Here is a 14,510-nt window from a genome sequence, read left to right on the forward strand (position 1 = left end):
CTACGGCTCCGCCACGACGGTCCGGATGACGTCCGTGTCGGGGAGGGGTGCGGCGCCGCGGACCCGGAGGTCGGGCATCGAGCGCACGAAGACGACCGCCACCACGAGGGCGAGCGTGCACAGGGCCGCGGCGGCCCAGTAGCCGGCGGTGGGGCCGCCCGTGATGTCGATGAGGAAGCCCGCGACGGCCGAGCCGACGGCCGCCCCGATGAGCTGGCCCGTGCCCGTCCAGCCGAATGCCTCGGCGGTGTCGCTGAACTTGACGCTGGCGGTCGTGATCGCCGAGCCCACGGCCAGCGCCGGTGCGATGCCGATGCCCGCGGCGAAGAGCGTGATGCTGATCCACCACACGTTGAGCCAGAGGCTCGCGAGGACGAGACCGATCGTCACCACCGTCAGGCGGCGCGCCATCGCCCAGGGACCCATGGGCAGGTGGCCGAAGGCGAAGCCGCCGATGAGGCTGCCGATCGAGAAGACGGCGAGCACGACGCCCGCGTCGGGGCCCTGGTGGTTGAAGGTCGCGACGACGCTCGCCTCGACCGCCGCGAAGGATCCGATGAAGAGGAAACCGATGATCGCGGCCAGCAGGACGGGCGGACGGCTCAGGACCTTGCCGAAGGCGCGCTTGCTGGGCGGGATGCGGACGCGCCCGACCTCGGGGGAGAGGACGAACCAGCTGCAGCCGCCGATGAGGATGACGACGACGAGCATGAGTCCCTGCGTCGTGCCGAACTGGGTCGCGGTGACCGTGATGAGGACGGGCGCGATGATCCAGATGATCTCCTGGAGCGACGCGTCGAGGGAGTACAGGGCGGTCAGCTGTCTCGAGGTCACCAGCTTCGGGTAGATCGTGCGGGCGGCCGCGACGATCGGGGGCGTGGTCAGGCCGGCGATGAAGCCGAGGACGACGTAGACGTACAGCGGTGCGATCCAGAAGGCCATCGCGGTCAGCGCCGCGGCGCAGACCAGCGTGGTGATGGTGATGACACGGCGCATCCCGAACCGGCCCATGAGGCGGCTGGTCACCGGTCCTGCGAGGGCCTGGCCGATCGACGCCGCGGCCAGTACGGTGCCCGCGGCGCCGTACGAGCCCGTGATCCCTTCGATGTGCAGCAGGATGACGAGGCTCGTCATGCCGTTCGGGAAGCGGGCGGTCAGCTGGGCGGCGATGATGCGGAGGACGCCGGGAGTGCGCACGAGGTCCCGGTACCCAGCCATCCCTCGAGGCTATCGTGGGCCGTGCTGAATCGCGACGGCGCGGAGGCGGCTGCGGCGGGGTGAGAGCGGTGCGACACGCCGGGCGTGCAGAGAAGCGCGAAATCGGATGTCGGCCCCCCGGCGTACTGTCCACACCTGTGGATGACCGCCTCTGGGGGTGCGTTCCCGGCCCCTGATCCGCGGAATCCCGCGGTCCCGAACTCATGCCCTGGTTGTGGATGAAACGGTGGACAACCTGTGTTGTATCTGGGGAGGACGGTGGAAAACTACACGGATGTAACTACTAGCCCTTGTGGTGCTTCCCAGTGTCCGTACCCATATGTAGTATTGGTGCTCCCGGCGGGGGAAATGCCGGAATGATCAGACCGAACGAGGGGAGAACGCGTCGACATGGCGATCACGGTCTACACAAAGCCCGCATGCGTGCAGTGCACGGCTACCTACCGCGCACTGGATTCGAAGGGCATCGAGTACGAGGTCCACGACCTCTCGCAGGACGCCGACGCCCTCGAGCAGGTCAAGGCCCTCGGCTACCTGCAGGCTCCCGTCGTGATCACCGACGACGGTCACTGGTCGGGCTTCCGTCCCGACAAGATCGACGAGCTCGCGGCTCGACTGGCGTGACATGTCCGTCGTGACGCAGCGCGTCGCGACAGACGCGCCCCTGCTCGTGTTCTTCTCGAGCGTGTCGGGCAACACCGCGAGGTTCATCGAGAAGCTGGGGATGCGCGCGGTGCGCATCCCCATCAGAGGCGACGAGCCGCCTCTCATCGTCGACGAGCCCTTCGTCCTCGTGACGCCGACGTACGGCGGAGGACAGGGACGAGGCGAGGAGAAGGGTGCCGTCCCCAAGCAGGTCATCCGGTTCCTCAATGACGATCGGAACCGACGTCTCATCCGCGGAGTCATCTCCGCGGGCAACACGAACTTCGGCGAGCACTTCTGTCTCGCCGGAGACATCGTCAGCCGCAAGTGCCGTGTGCCCCACTTGTACCGGCTCGAACTCTTCGGCACACCGGATGATGTCGATCGCGTGAGCGACGGATTGGAACGATGGTGGAAGCAGCAGTGACAGTGCCTGAGGCGAAGACTGGGGCCGACTTCAAGACGGAAGCGCGCTACGAGGGCATGGACTATCACGCCCTCAACGCGATGCTCAACCTGTACGACGCCGACGGGAAGATCCAGTTCGGCGCCGACAAGCGCGCGGCGCGCGAGTACTTCCTGCAGCACGTCAACCAGAACACGGTGTTCTTCCACTCGCTCAAGGAGCGTCTCGACTACCTCGTCGAGAAGGAGTACTACGAGCCGGCCGTCCTCGAGCAGTACCCGTTCGAGTTCATCCAGCGGCTCAACGAGCGCGCGTACGGCAAGAAGTTCCGCTTCGACACGTTCCTCGGGGCGTTCAAGTACTACACGAGCTACACGCTGAAGACCTTCGACGGCAAGCGCTACCTCGAGCGCTTCGAGGACCGCGTCGTGATGACGGCGCTCGGCCTCGCGGCGGGGGACCAGAAGCTGGCCGAGGCGCTCGTCGACGAGGTCATCGCCGGACGCTTCCAGCCCGCGACGCCGACGTTCCTCAACACCGGCAAGGCGCAGCGCGGCGAGCTCGTCTCGTGCTTCCTGCTGCGCATCGAGGACAACATGGAGTCGATCTCGCGCGGCATCAACTCGTCGCTGCAGCTGAGCAAGCGCGGCGGCGGCGTGGCGCTCCTGCTCTCGAACATCCGCGAGTCGGGTGCCCCGATCAAGCAGATCGAGAACCAGTCGAGCGGCATCATCCCGGTCATGAAGCTGCTCGAAGACAGCTTCAGCTACGCGAACCAGCTCGGCGCGCGGCAGGGCGCGGGCGCGGTCTACCTCAGTGCGCACCACCCCGACATCATGCGGTTCCTCGACACGAAGCGTGAGAACGCCGACGAGAAGATCCGTATCAAGACGCTCTCGCTGGGTGTCGTGGTGCCCGACATCACGTTCGAGCTCGCCAAGAACGACGAGGACATGTACCTCTTCTCGCCGTACGACGTCGAGCGCGTCTACGGCGTGCCGTTCGGCGACATCTCGGTCTCCGAGCGGTACCGCGAGATGGTCGACGACCCGCGCATCAAGAAGACGAAGATCAACGCGCGGCAGTTCTTCCAGACGCTCGCCGAGATCCAGTTCGAGTCGGGCTACCCGTACATCATGTTCGAGGACACGGTGAACCGGGCGAACCCGATCAAGGGCCGGATCAACATGTCGAACCTGTGCTCCGAGATCCTGCAGGTGAACACGCCGACGACGTACAACGAGGACCTCTCGTACGCGGAGATCGGCAAGGACATCTCCTGCAACCTGGGCTCGCTGAACATCGCTCTGGCGATGGATGGCGGCGACCTCGGCCGCACGGTGGACACCGCCATCCGCGCCCTCACCGCCGTCAGCGACCAGAGCCACATCCACTCGGTCCGCTCCATCGAGGACGGCAACGACCGTTCGCACGCGATCGGCCTCGGCCAGATGAACCTGCACGGGTTCCTCGCGCGCGAGCACATTCACTACGGCTCGGACGAGGGCCTGGACTTCACGAACATCTACTTCTACACGGTGCTCTTCCACGCGCTGTCGGCCTCGAACCGTATCGCGATCGAGCGCGGGCAGGTGTTCGACGGGTTCTGGGATTCGACGTACGCGAGCGGTGAGTTCTTCGACAAGTACATCGACGCCGAGTGGGCACCTCAGACCGAGAAGGTCGCCGAGCTGTTCGCCGGCCACGCGATCCCGACGCAGGCGGACTGGGCTGAGCTGAAGGCGTCCGTCCAGAAGCACGGCATCTACAACCAGAACCTGCAGGCGGTCCCGCCGACCGGGTCGATCTCCTACATCAACAACTCGACGAGCTCGATCCACCCGATCGCCTCGAGGATCGAGATCCGCAAGGAGGGCAAGCTCGGTCGCGTCTACTACCCGGCGCCGTTCATGACGAACGAGAACCTGGAGTACTACGAGGACGCGTACGAGATCGGCTACGAGAAGGTCATCGACACGTACGCCGCGGCGACGCAGCACGTCGACCAGGGCCTGTCGCTGACGCTGTTCTTCAAGGACACGGCGACGACGCGCGATATCAACAAGGCGCAGATCTATGCCTGGAAGAAGGGCATCAAGACGATCTACTACATCCGCCTCCGCCAGATGGCGTTGGAGGGTACGGAAGTGGAAGGCTGCGTGTCCTGCACGCTGTAAGGGAAGACACCATGACTGAGAAGCTCAAGCTGCTGGACAAGGTCCAGGCGATCAACTGGAACCGCATCGAGGACGAGAAGGACGTCGAGGTGTGGAACCGGCTGACCGGCAACTTCTGGCTGCCCGAGAAGGTGCCGCTGTCGAACGACATCCAGTCGTGGAATACGCTGACGCCCGAGGAGCAGCAGCTGACGATGCGCGTGTTCACGGGCCTGACGCTGCTGGACACGATCCAGGGCACCGTGGGCGCCGTCTCGCTGATTCCGGATGCGGTGACCCCGCACGAGGAGGCGGTCTACACGAACATCGCCTTCATGGAGTCCGTCCATGCGAAGAGCTACTCGTCGATCTTCTCGACGCTGTGCTCGACGAAGGAGATCGACGAGGCGTTCCGCTGGTCGATCGAGAATGAGAACCTTCAGAAGAAGGCTCAGATCGTCATGGAGTACTACCGGGGCGACGAGCCGCTCAAGCGCAAGGTGGCATCCACTCTGCTCGAGTCGTTCCTGTTCTACTCGGGTTTCTACCTGCCGATGCACTGGTCGAGCCGCGCGAAGCTGACGAACACCGCCGACATGATCCGCCTCATCATCCGCGACGAGGCCGTCCACGGGTACTACATCGGGTACAAATTCCAGAAGGGCCTCGAGCTCGTCGACGAGGCGAAGCGCGAGGACCTGAAGGACTACACCTTCTCGCTGCTGTACGAGCTGTACGACAACGAGATTCAGTACACGCAGGATCTGTACGACGGCGTCGGCCTCACCGAGGACGTCAAGAAGTTCCTGCACTACAACGCGAACAAGGCGCTCATGAACCTCGGCTACGAGGCGATGTTCCCGTCGACCGTCACGGATGTCAGCCCCGCGATCCTCTCTGCCCTGTCGCCGAACGCGGACGAGAACCACGACTTCTTCAGTGGGTCGGGATCGTCGTACGTGATCGGCAAGGCCGTCGCGACGGAAGACGAGGACTGGGACTTCTAAGAGTTCCAGAACACACTCGGCCCGCACGGGCGGCTGAAAGGCCCGGACCCGCAGGATTCTGCGGGCCCGGGCCTCTTGTCGTGCCTTGTCGCGTGGGACAGTACCGGCGGATGCGGATCAGGCGAAGAGCTGGTCGAATTCGTCCATGCGCACCCGCGGACCAGCGACGGCCCGGCTGATCGCGGGCTCGGATGCGACGGCAGCGGTGCTGACGGAGTCCATGAGAGCGCGTGCGGGCTCGGTCAGGAACCTGCTGGGCTTGGCGGCGACGTGCTTGGCCGTGAATGCGGTGGGATGCGTGGGCAGCTGCGAGGGCACGTACACGTCGAGGGTGTCGCGTGCGCGGGTGAGCGCGACGTAGAAGAGGCGCTCCTCCTCGGCGAGGCCGGCGGGCGAGGTGAGAGCCATGTCCGAGGGCATCGCGCCGTCGTTCGCGCGCAGCAGGTGCACCGCATCCCACTCCAGGCCTTTCGCGGAGTGGATCGTGGACAGAGTCAACCAGTCCTCGTCGAGGTGCGGCTGCTTCGCCCAGTCGCCGGCGACGTTCACCGGGTCGATCGCCTGCTCGCTGACGAACGTCCGGAGGTCGCTGTGCTGAGCGGCCGCCTGCGCGATGCCGTCGACTTCAGTCACCCGACGGTGCCAATCCGGGTAGTGCGCGCGCAGCAGCGGATCCACCGCGCCTCGGCACGCCTCGACCAGCTCCGGCACCACGGTCGTGGAGTCGACGGCGCCGAGCTGCGACAGGGTCGACGCGAGCCCTGTGCGCGCCTTCGCCGGTGCCGCCGCGACCGCGTCGGCCGCGCGATCGACGGCCCCGTCCGCGAGGATCTTCGAGAGTGCGCGCGCGCTCGCTTTGCCGATCGCGCGGTGCCGGGTGAGCAGGCGGTACCAGGACACCTCATCCGACGGATTGAGCACCACTCGGAAGCTCGCCAGCAGGTCGCGCACGTGCGACGTCTCCAGGTAGCCGATGCCGCCGAACTTGTGGAACGGGATCCCCCGCACCTTGAGCTCGACCTCCAGCTGCGCGCTGTGGGATCCGGTGCGCATCAGCACCGCCTGCGAACGCAGCGGCGTGCCATCGACGTGCGCGGTGAGGATGCGGTCTGCGATCGTGCGGGCCTCGTCATCGGCATTGCGGCAGGTGACCAGCGTCGGCCGGGCACCGGGCTGCGGGCGGTCGGCGACGAGCCGCAGCCTCAGTTCGCCCGGGCGCACCTGGTTCGCGAGGTCGAGGATCGGCTGCGTGGACCGGAAGTTGCGTTCCAGGCGCACGAGCGTGGCATCCGCGTACGTCTCGATGAGCTCGAGCAGGTGTCCGGCGCTCGCCCCTCGAAACGCGTAGATCGCCTGTGCGTCGTCGCCGACGACCGTGAGCCCGCGGCCGTCGGGACTGAGCCCGCGCACGATGTCGACCTGAAGCTGGTTGACGTCCTGATACTCGTCGACGAGCACCCAGTCCCAGCGCGCCCGCAGCCGTGCTCCGACGTCGGGATCAGCGACCAGCGCCCGCCAGGCGATGAGCAGGTCATCCAGGTCGAGCAGGCCGCGCTCGCGCTTTCGCCCGCGGTAGTGGCGCAACAGGCCGGCGATCGCGTCCGCCTGCTCGAGTGCCCAGGGAAACTGCTCCTCGATGACGGCACGGGCAGGCGTCGCGGTGTTGATCGCGCGGGAGGCGATGTCGGCGATGGCGCGTGTCGTGGGCAGCCGTACTGCGGTGCCGTCGAGCCCGTGCTCCGCGCGCAGCAGGTCGATGAGATCGATCACGTCGTCGGGATCGATGACCGTCACGTCCTCCAGCCCCAGATGCTGTGCGTGCTCGGCGACGATGCGGTGCGCGACGGCGTGGAACGTGCCGCCGGCGATTCGCTGCGCAGCCTTCGCGTCGCCGCACATGGCCGCCGCGCGCGAGAGCATCGCGGATGCTGCGCGCCGGGTGAACGTCAGCAGCAGGATCCGTTCAGGTGCGACCCCCGCCTCCAGCAGGCGCGCGACCCGCGCGGTGAGGACGCGCGTCTTGCCGGTGCCCGCCCCCGCCGCGACCACGAGCGGCCCTTCGCCGTGCTCGACGGCCGCAAGCTGAGCCGGATCCAGCCCCTCGAGCGCATCAGATACTGCCACGGATCTGACGGTAACGAGAGCCCCGGACATTCCCCCGCGAGGGCGGCTGCTATCCCTTCGGCGTCCGCTTCATCGAGTCGAATGCGTCGAGGGCAGCCTTTCGGCTCTGCCCGAGGTCGACGGTCCGTTCGGGAGGATTCGCGGACCGATGCTCCGGCGCCCATCGCCGCACATATGCCTCGTCGGGGTCGAACTTCTTCGCCTGCAGATCGGGGTTGAACACCCGGAAGTAGGGGGCGGCGTCGGCGCCGGAGCCGGCGACCCACTGCCAGTTGAACGGGTTGTTGGCGGCATCCGCATCCACCAGCGTGTCCCAGAACCACTCCTCGCCCCTTCGCCAGTCGATGAGGAGGTTCTTGACGAGGAAAGACGCGGCGACCATCCGCACACGGTTGTGCATGAACCCGGTGCGCCACAGTTCGCGCATGCCTGCGTCGACGAGGGCGATGCCCGTGCGCCCTCGTTGCCACGCCGCGAGTTGGCCAGGCGTCAGCCGCGGCCAGGGGAACGCATCGAACTCCCGCCGGAGGTTCGTCGTCGCGAGGTCGGGGTGGTGGAACAGGGTGTGCCACGCGAACTCTCGCCACCCCAGCTCGGAGAGGAACCTGCCGCCGCCCGCTGCCACGGCTTCATGCCACACGGTGAATGGGCTCAGCTCGCCCCACCGCAGCCGCGGCGAGAGCAGCGATGTCACGCCGGCCGCCGGCTCATCACGCGCCCGGTCGTAGGCCTCGAGGTCGTCGGCGATGAACTCGCGCAATCGTCTCCGCGCGTCCGGCTCGCCCGGCGTCCACGTCTCTCGCAGACCGCCTGCCCAGTCTGGCTCTGCGGGCAGCAGATGCCAGTCGGCGAGGTCGTCGGTATCGATGCGGGATGGCGGGCCGTCGAGCTCGCGCGGTTCGGGATGCGGGGCCCGTGGCGCGGGGAGCGCCAGGCAGGCGCGCCAATACGGCGTGAAGACGGAGTACGGGGTGCCCGATCCGGTCGTCACCGTCCAGGGCTCGAACAGGAGCGAGCCGGCGAACGAGGCGACCTCGACGCCGTCGCTGCGCAGCGCGGCCTTGATCGCGCCGTCGACCTTCCGCTCCGGTCCGCCGTACCGGCGATTCCAGAAGACGGCACCGGCCGAGGTCTCGCGCACAATCGCAGGCACGAGCTCGTCCGCCGCACCTCGGCGAAGGACCAGCACCGAACCGCGTTCGCCGATCCGGTCCGCGAGCGAGGCCAACGAGTGGTGCAGCCACCAGTGCGCTGCTCCGCCGAGCGGGCGGACGCCCGGCGAGTCCTCGTCCAGGACGTAGAGGCCGATGATCGGCTCACCGCGCGCGACCGCCGCTCGCAGAGCAGGGTTGTCAGCAAGACGCAGATCATCGCGGAACCACACGATCGACGGGCTGACCATTCACCCATCCTTCCGCAGGCCTGAACCTGGGGCTATCGTGGCGGCTCGACGAGCGTGAGGAACTCCGCCGTGAGACCGGAGCTCGCGTCGGAATGAACGTGGGCGGCGCTCACGGTCCAGATCGCGTCACGCTGCTCGGCCAGGCTGAGCGTATGGAGGTCTGCGGCGATCTCCTTGCGCGATACGGATTGGGGCACCACGGCGATGCCCAGGCCGCGGCTGATCAGGTCGATGAGCGCATGGATGTCGCCGACGGTGAAGGCCACTCGTCGTGGAATCCTGCGCCGCGCGAAGAGCTCGTCGGCGACGACGCGGATGGCCCATGCGTCGTCGAGGTCGATGAAGGTGAGCTCTCGGAGGTCCTCCCAGGTGACCGTCTTCTGCGACGCGAGGGGATGGCCGGGTGGCGTCAGCACGACGAGCGGCTCGGTGGCGAGGGGCACGTGCTCGAGCCCGGTGAGTCGCAGCTTGGGGTCGGATGTCTCCGGCGTGCCTGCGACGAACGCGAGATCGAGCTCTCCCTCGCGCATCCGGCTGAGCAGGTCGCCGGTGCCGGCCTGCGTGAATGCGATCTCCACCTCGCGATGTCTGCGATGGAACCGCTCGACGAGCTCGGGCACGTTGATCGAGCCGAGGCACTGCTCGGCGCCCACGCGCAGAGTGCCCGTGAACTCGCCGATCGTCGCCGTCACCGCATCCCGGCCGGCCTTCGCCTCCGCCAGGAGTGTGCGAGCGTGGGGGAACAGCGCCCGACCCGCCGACGTGAGTTCGACGCGGCGGGTGGTGCGGGTGAACAGCTGGGCGTTGAGATCTGCCTCCAGGCTCTTGATCGCAGCCGACAGCCCGGATTGGGAGACACGCGTGATCTCTGCGGCTCTCGTGAACTGGCTCTCCTCGGCGAGTGCGACGAAGTACTCCATCTGCCTCAGGTCCATGGGCATCCATTCATAAGCGCGAATTGTGGGAGCAACAATATTCTTCTGTTGGACAGATAGCAACGCGCTCCGTAGCGTTGAACGCGACCTGCTGAATCATGTTCTACAGAGGAGAGCCCTTCATGAAAAGTCGTGTGATCGGAGACGTCGCGGTCAGTGCGATCGGTCTGGGCGGGATGCCGATGTCCATCGAAGGACGACCGGACGAAGCTCGCTCGATCGCCACCATCCACGCCGCCCTCGACGCCGGGGTCACCCTGATCGACACCGCGGATGCGTATCACCGCGACGCCGACGAAGTCGGTCACAACGAACAGCTGATCGCGAAGGCCCTGTCCACATACGGCGCCGACACCTCGGACGTCCTCGTCGCCACGAAGGGCGGCCACCTGCGCCCCGGCGACGGCAGCTGGACGGTCAACGGGCGCCCCGAATATGTGCAGCAGGCCGCGCGAGCCTCGGCCCAGCGCCTGGGCGTCGAGGCGATCGGTCTGTACCAGTTCCACCGGCCGGACCCGCAGGTCGACTACGCGGACTCGGTCGGCGCCCTGCGAGACCTGCTGGATGACGGTGTGATCCGGATGGCGGGGATCTCGAACGCGAGTGTCGATCAGATCCGTCTCGCCCAGGAGATCCTCGGCGGCCGTCTCGTCTCGGTGCAGAACCAGTTCTCGCCCGCCTTCCGCTCGAGCGAGGCGGAGCTGGCGCTGTGCGCGGAGCTCGGCATCGCGTTCCTGCCCTGGAGCCCGCTGGGGGGCATCTCCCGCGCGAGCACCCTCGCAGGCAAGGGCGCCGCGTTCGAGCAGGTCGGTGCCGAGCTGGGTGTGAGCTCGCAGCAGGTCTGCCTGGCGTGGGAGCTCGCGCTCGCGCCCGTCGTCATCCCCATTCCCGGGGCGTCCCGACCCGCCAGCATCCAGGACTCCGCGCGAGCCGCGGACCTCGTTCTCGCCCCCGATCAGATCACGGAGCTCTCCGCATGAACAGCGCGGCCGCATCGACGACACCCCCGTACCGCACGCTCGGGCGCAGCGGTGCCGTGGTGCTTGCTCAGGCCCTCGGGACGATGACGTTCGGCGCCGAGGCGGACGAGACGACCTCGCACGCGATCATCGACGCATACGTCGCCGCCGGCGGCAATTTCATCGACACTGCGGATGTCTACAGTCTCGGCGTCAGCGAGGAGATCATCGGCCGGTGGCTGACCGCGCACCCCGCAGAGGCGGCTCAGATCGTCATCGCGACGAAAGGTCGATTCCCGATGGGGGCCGGTCCGAACGACCTCGGGACGTCACGACGACACCTTCGGACGGCACTGGATGACTCGCTCCGTCGCTTGAACGTCGACCACATCGACCTCTACCAGCTGCACGCCTGGGATGCGATCACTCCGCTCGAGGAGACGCTGCGCTTCCTCGACGATGCCATCGGTCAGGGCAAGATCGGATACTACGGGTTCTCGAACTTCACCGGCTGGCAGCTCACCAAGGCGACCATGCTCGCCGAGCGGCATGGCTGGAACCTGCCGATGACCCTGCAGCCCCAGTACAGCCTGCTCGTGAGGGGCATCGAGCACGAGATCGTTCCGGCGGCACTGGATGCCGGGATCGGACTGCTGCCCTGGTCGCCGCTCGGGGGCGGCTGGCTGAGCGGCAAGTACCGTCGCGATGTTCCGCCGACGGGCTCGACGCGACTGGGGGAGAACCCCGAGCGCGGCATGGAGGCGTGGAGAGCGCGGAATGCGAGTGACCGCACCTGGCAGATCATCGACGCGGTCACCGAGATCGCCGAGACCCGCGGCGTGTCGCTGCCGCAGGTCGCGCTCGCATGGCTTTCCGCGCAGCCGGCCGTGACCTCGGTGATCCTCGGTGCCAGGTCGGTCGAGCAGCTCCGCGACAACATGGGCGCTCTCACGCTCGATCTCGATCCCTCCGAGCTCGAGCGCCTGACAGCGGTGAGTGCACCGCCGGCGGACGACTACCCGTACGGTGCGCCCGGCATCGCTCAGCGGCACCGCAATATCGCGGGCGGACGGTGAACGCGCCCACGACGGGATCTCGCGGGCGCGTCAGTCCCGGCGGCCCGTGACGCCCAGGAAGCGGACGAACACGGCGATCCACGCGAAGATCAACGCGAACACGATGATCTCGAAGGCGGTGAGGGAGAAATACCCGATGGCCGGGATGAACAGGATGATCGAGGCCACCATCGCGACGAGGAATGCGGAGGAGGCGACGAAGTAGCTGCGCGGCATCCCGCGGAAGAACCTCGGTCCGCCGATGAGGAGAGCGAGATACATGATTGCCATGCCGGACGCGGCGAGGCTGTGCACGAGCTGGTTCACGTCGACCGGGACGATCCCCACGAACGCGAGCATGATGCCCATGACGACGAACAGCACGGGCACCGTTCGCGGGGCGTGCGGGTTCTCGAGGATGCCGGTCGCGGCGAGTTGCCGCATGTCGTTGGCGATATAGACGGCGAACGTCGTGACGAGGAGACCGGCGGCGATGAGGGTGCCGTTGAAGATCCAGCTCGACGGGTCGTTCTCGAAGCTGCCGAGCTGGCTGAAATGGACGGTCCACCAGTCCTTGTCAGGCGTGGTGACCATGGCGGTGAGCACCCCGACGGTGATGAACGCGAGAAGGAGCATCGCCATGCGTTGCGTCGTCATCGCCGAGACCGAGAGGTAGACCATCCACGCGGTCATGCCGAGTGTCACCGCCATCAGCACGACTGCCCAGAACGTGACGATCGGCAGCCCGACGAACCCCGCCGCCAGCACGCGGTACAGCGCGTACACGAAGACGAACGCGAGCGCCACGTGGACGATGACCACCGAGATCGTGTTGACGGTGTACTTCCAGGAGGGGAGCGATCGGCGCCACTCCTGCCCCGGGCGGTTGCGAGCGCGCCAGTATTCGATCGAGGATGCGACGGCTGCCACGACCGCCGCGCCCGCGGACGCCCACATCCCGAAGGAGTCGGTTTCGCCCGCGAGCTTCAGGTCCGGTGCGAACAGGCCGACGAACAGGCCGTAGATCGCGCCGATGATGCCGGCGAGGAGGGCGACATAGACGGCCTCGGACTCGGCCCGGCGACCGGGGGTCGGGGCTGCAGCGCGGAGGGAATAGTCACGTTCGGTCACGGTGTGAAACCTCCCGTCAAGGGCGTGTGCGCGCACAGTCTCCGCGGCCCGGACCGTCCGAGAAAGGCCATTGGTCCCGCGTTCGACGGGCCCATATCGAAGGCGCCTGGACGGCGGCTCGCGCTGTCTCAGGCAGGTTATCCGTCTCGGTCAGCGGCATCGGGGGCGCTGAGATGGCGCCGCGGACGGGACATCGTGGTCGGCGTGGCTTCTGCCGCGGCAGGGTGGTCGGCCGTGTGAGCTCGATACCAGCGGTGGTAGAGGGCGATCAGCGGGACTGATGTGAGGCCGTGGAGGATGACGCTGAGCGCGACGGTGACGATCACCGTCGTGAACACGACCTCGCCGTCGGGGACGCCGTGTTCGAAGGCGAGCAGCGCGAAGACGAGGGATGCGAGTCCGCGCGGACCGAACCAGCCGATGAATGCGTTCGTCGGAAGTCGTGCGCTCTGGCCGATGAAGGCGATCGCCACCGGAATCATGCGCACCACCGTGAGGCTCAGCACCGCGTAGAGGATCACCTGCCACGTGATGTGGGGACCGGCCAGTGTGAGAGCAAGCGCCCCGAATCCGATCCAGGTGACGGCGGCGAACAACCCCCCTGCCTCTTCGGTGAGCAGGGTGACCACGGTTCCGCGGGCGCGGGAGGCGCGTCCGAAGGAGAGGCCGCCGACGAACGCGGCGATGAAGCCGCTTCCGCCGAGAAGCAGCGCGAGCGCATACGCGATCAACGCCACCGCCAGCGGGATGACCTGCCGCCATTCGCGGCTGATCCAGCTGCGACGGTCTGCGACGCGGAACAGCAGTCCGCCCAGGATGCCGGCCACGAGCCCGCCGGCCAGTCCCCATCCGATCTGTACCACCATGTTCTCGACCACCGCCCAGCTGGGGAGAGTCTCGAGTTCGGCGTTGGCGATGTCGAGTGCGACGAGGAAGAAGGGGACGGCGAGTCCATCGTTCAGCCCGCTCTCCACATCGAGCGCCTGCCGCGTTCGGGTCGGGACGGCGGTGTCGCTGACGACCCTCTGTCCGAGCGCGGCATCGGTGGAGGCGAGCATGGTGGCGAGCAGGATGGTGGAGGCGAGGGCCATGCCCGGGAAGACGAGCACACCGGCTCCGACGCCCGCGAGCATTGTCAGCGGCAGGCCGATCAGCAGGAGGCGGGCCGGCCACGAGAGCTGACGGCGCAGGGATTGGAGGTCCAGTCGTGCGGCGTCGCTGAACAGCAGGAGGACGAGCGCGATCTCGGCCACCTGTTCGGCGACGGGGGACTCCAGAGGGATGTCCAGCCATCCGAGTGCCGACGTGCCGACGACGAACCCGGCACCTGTGAGGAACAGCGCTGACGTGATGCCACGCCGGTCAAGCGGGCGGGAGAAGACGCTCCACACGATGATGATCGCCAAGACCGCTGTTGCCGCCACCATGCGGACTCCGTTCTCGATCTGCTGATCCGGCCCTCATGACAATGC

General features: G+C 67.2%; 12 protein-coding genes. 6 read left to right on the forward strand and 6 right to left on the reverse strand.

Annotated features, from left to right (window positions below; translation table 11 throughout):
* Window positions 1–1,218, reverse strand: a complete 1,218-nt coding sequence (locus AC0NZN_RS04545; RefSeq protein ID WP_474591074.1) for an MFS transporter — start codon at window positions 1,216–1,218, stop codon at window positions 1–3.
* Window positions 1,219–1,608: 390 nt separating this feature from the next.
* Between AC0NZN_RS04545 and nrdH the strand changes: the two genes are divergently transcribed.
* From nrdH to nrdF, 4 genes are read left to right on the forward strand one after another with little or no spacing between them, the layout of a single operon-like run.
* The gene (nrdH, locus tag AC0NZN_RS04550; protein ID WP_474591075.1) at window positions 1,609–1,842 is read left to right on the forward strand and encodes a glutaredoxin-like protein NrdH; all 234 of its coding nucleotides are present in this window, start codon (window positions 1,609–1,611) and stop codon (window positions 1,840–1,842) included.
* Between the two features lies 1 nt (window position 1,843).
* Window positions 1,844–2,290, forward strand: coding sequence for a class Ib ribonucleoside-diphosphate reductase assembly flavoprotein NrdI (gene nrdI, locus AC0NZN_RS04555; protein ID WP_474591076.1), 447 nt, complete (start codon window positions 1,844–1,846; stop codon window positions 2,288–2,290).
* A complete protein-coding gene (gene nrdE / locus AC0NZN_RS04560) occupies window positions 2,272–4,446 on the forward strand; it encodes a class 1b ribonucleoside-diphosphate reductase subunit alpha (protein WP_474591077.1) in 2,175 nt (724 codons plus the stop codon). The genes nrdI and nrdE overlap by 19 nt, the downstream gene beginning before the upstream one ends.
* 11 nt (window positions 4,447–4,457) lie before the next feature.
* On the forward strand, window positions 4,458–5,432 hold the full coding sequence (nrdF, locus tag AC0NZN_RS04565) for a class 1b ribonucleoside-diphosphate reductase subunit beta (RefSeq protein WP_474591078.1): 975 nt from the start codon (window positions 4,458–4,460) through the stop codon (window positions 5,430–5,432).
* Between the two features lie 117 nt (window positions 5,433–5,549).
* On the opposite strand, the gene AC0NZN_RS04570 is transcribed toward nrdF, so the two are convergent.
* From AC0NZN_RS04570 to AC0NZN_RS04580, 3 genes are read right to left on the reverse strand one after another with little or no spacing between them, the layout of a single operon-like run.
* A complete protein-coding gene (locus tag AC0NZN_RS04570) occupies window positions 5,550–7,556 on the reverse strand; it encodes an ATP-dependent helicase (protein ID WP_474591079.1) in 2,007 nt (668 codons plus the stop codon).
* Between the two features lie 49 nt (window positions 7,557–7,605).
* On the reverse strand, window positions 7,606–8,958 hold the full coding sequence (locus AC0NZN_RS04575; protein WP_474591080.1) for a cryptochrome/photolyase family protein: 1,353 nt from the start codon (window positions 8,956–8,958) through the stop codon (window positions 7,606–7,608).
* 32 nt (window positions 8,959–8,990) lie between these two features.
* Complete coding sequence (locus AC0NZN_RS04580) at window positions 8,991–9,893, reverse strand: LysR family transcriptional regulator (protein WP_474591081.1); 903 nt, start codon at window positions 9,891–9,893, stop codon at window positions 8,991–8,993.
* Window positions 9,894–10,015: 122 nt separating this feature from the next.
* On the opposite strand from AC0NZN_RS04580, the gene AC0NZN_RS04585 reads away from it, so the two are divergent.
* Window positions 10,016–10,873, forward strand: coding sequence for an aldo/keto reductase (locus tag AC0NZN_RS04585; RefSeq protein ID WP_474591082.1), 858 nt, complete (start codon window positions 10,016–10,018; stop codon window positions 10,871–10,873).
* Window positions 10,870–11,928, forward strand: a complete 1,059-nt coding sequence (locus AC0NZN_RS04590) for an aldo/keto reductase (RefSeq protein ID WP_474591083.1) — start codon at window positions 10,870–10,872, stop codon at window positions 11,926–11,928. Before AC0NZN_RS04585 ends, AC0NZN_RS04590 begins: the two co-directional genes overlap by 4 nt.
* Before the next feature lie 30 nt (window positions 11,929–11,958).
* Here AC0NZN_RS04590 and AC0NZN_RS04595 read toward each other — a convergent pair whose 3' ends face one another.
* Together AC0NZN_RS04595 and AC0NZN_RS04600 are read right to left on the reverse strand one after the other, a co-directional pair.
* Window positions 11,959–13,038 (reverse strand): DUF998 domain-containing protein, encoded by a 1,080-nt coding sequence (locus AC0NZN_RS04595; protein ID WP_474591084.1) that lies wholly within the window; start codon window positions 13,036–13,038, stop codon window positions 11,959–11,961.
* Window positions 13,039–13,175: 137 nt separating this feature from the next.
* Window positions 13,176–14,465: a cation:proton antiporter gene (locus AC0NZN_RS04600; protein ID WP_474591085.1), complete on the reverse strand. Its 1,290-nt coding sequence runs from the start codon at window positions 14,463–14,465 to the stop codon at window positions 13,176–13,178.
* Between the last annotated feature and the right edge of the window lie 45 nt (window positions 14,466–14,510).

The organism is Microbacterium sp. sgz311019 (assembly GCF_056135325.1).

Bases quoted from the DNA above. Each gene is read 5' to 3' on its own strand.
- nrdI (WP_474591076.1), top strand. From the start codon at position 1,844: ATGTCCGTCGTGACGCAGCGCGTCGCGACAGACGCGCCCCTGCTCGTG.
- nrdH (WP_474591075.1), top strand. From the start codon at position 1,609: ATGGCGATCACGGTCTACACAAAGCCCGCATGCGTGCAGTGCACGGCT.
- AC0NZN_RS04545 (WP_474591074.1), bottom strand. From the start codon at position 1,218: ATGGCTGGGTACCGGGACCTCGTGCGCACTCCCGGCGTCCTCCGCATC.
- AC0NZN_RS04600 (WP_474591085.1), bottom strand. From the start codon at position 14,465: ATGGTGGCGGCAACAGCGGTCTTGGCGATCATCATCGTGTGGAGCGTC.
- nrdF (WP_474591078.1), top strand. From the start codon at position 4,458: ATGACTGAGAAGCTCAAGCTGCTGGACAAGGTCCAGGCGATCAACTGG.
- AC0NZN_RS04590 (WP_474591083.1), top strand. From the start codon at position 10,870: ATGAACAGCGCGGCCGCATCGACGACACCCCCGTACCGCACGCTCGGG.
- nrdE (WP_474591077.1), top strand. From the start codon at position 2,272: ATGGTGGAAGCAGCAGTGACAGTGCCTGAGGCGAAGACTGGGGCCGAC.
- AC0NZN_RS04585 (WP_474591082.1), top strand. From the start codon at position 10,016: ATGAAAAGTCGTGTGATCGGAGACGTCGCGGTCAGTGCGATCGGTCTG.
- AC0NZN_RS04575 (WP_474591080.1), bottom strand. From the start codon at position 8,958: ATGGTCAGCCCGTCGATCGTGTGGTTCCGCGATGATCTGCGTCTTGCT.
- AC0NZN_RS04580 (WP_474591081.1), bottom strand. From the start codon at position 9,893: ATGGACCTGAGGCAGATGGAGTACTTCGTCGCACTCGCCGAGGAGAGC.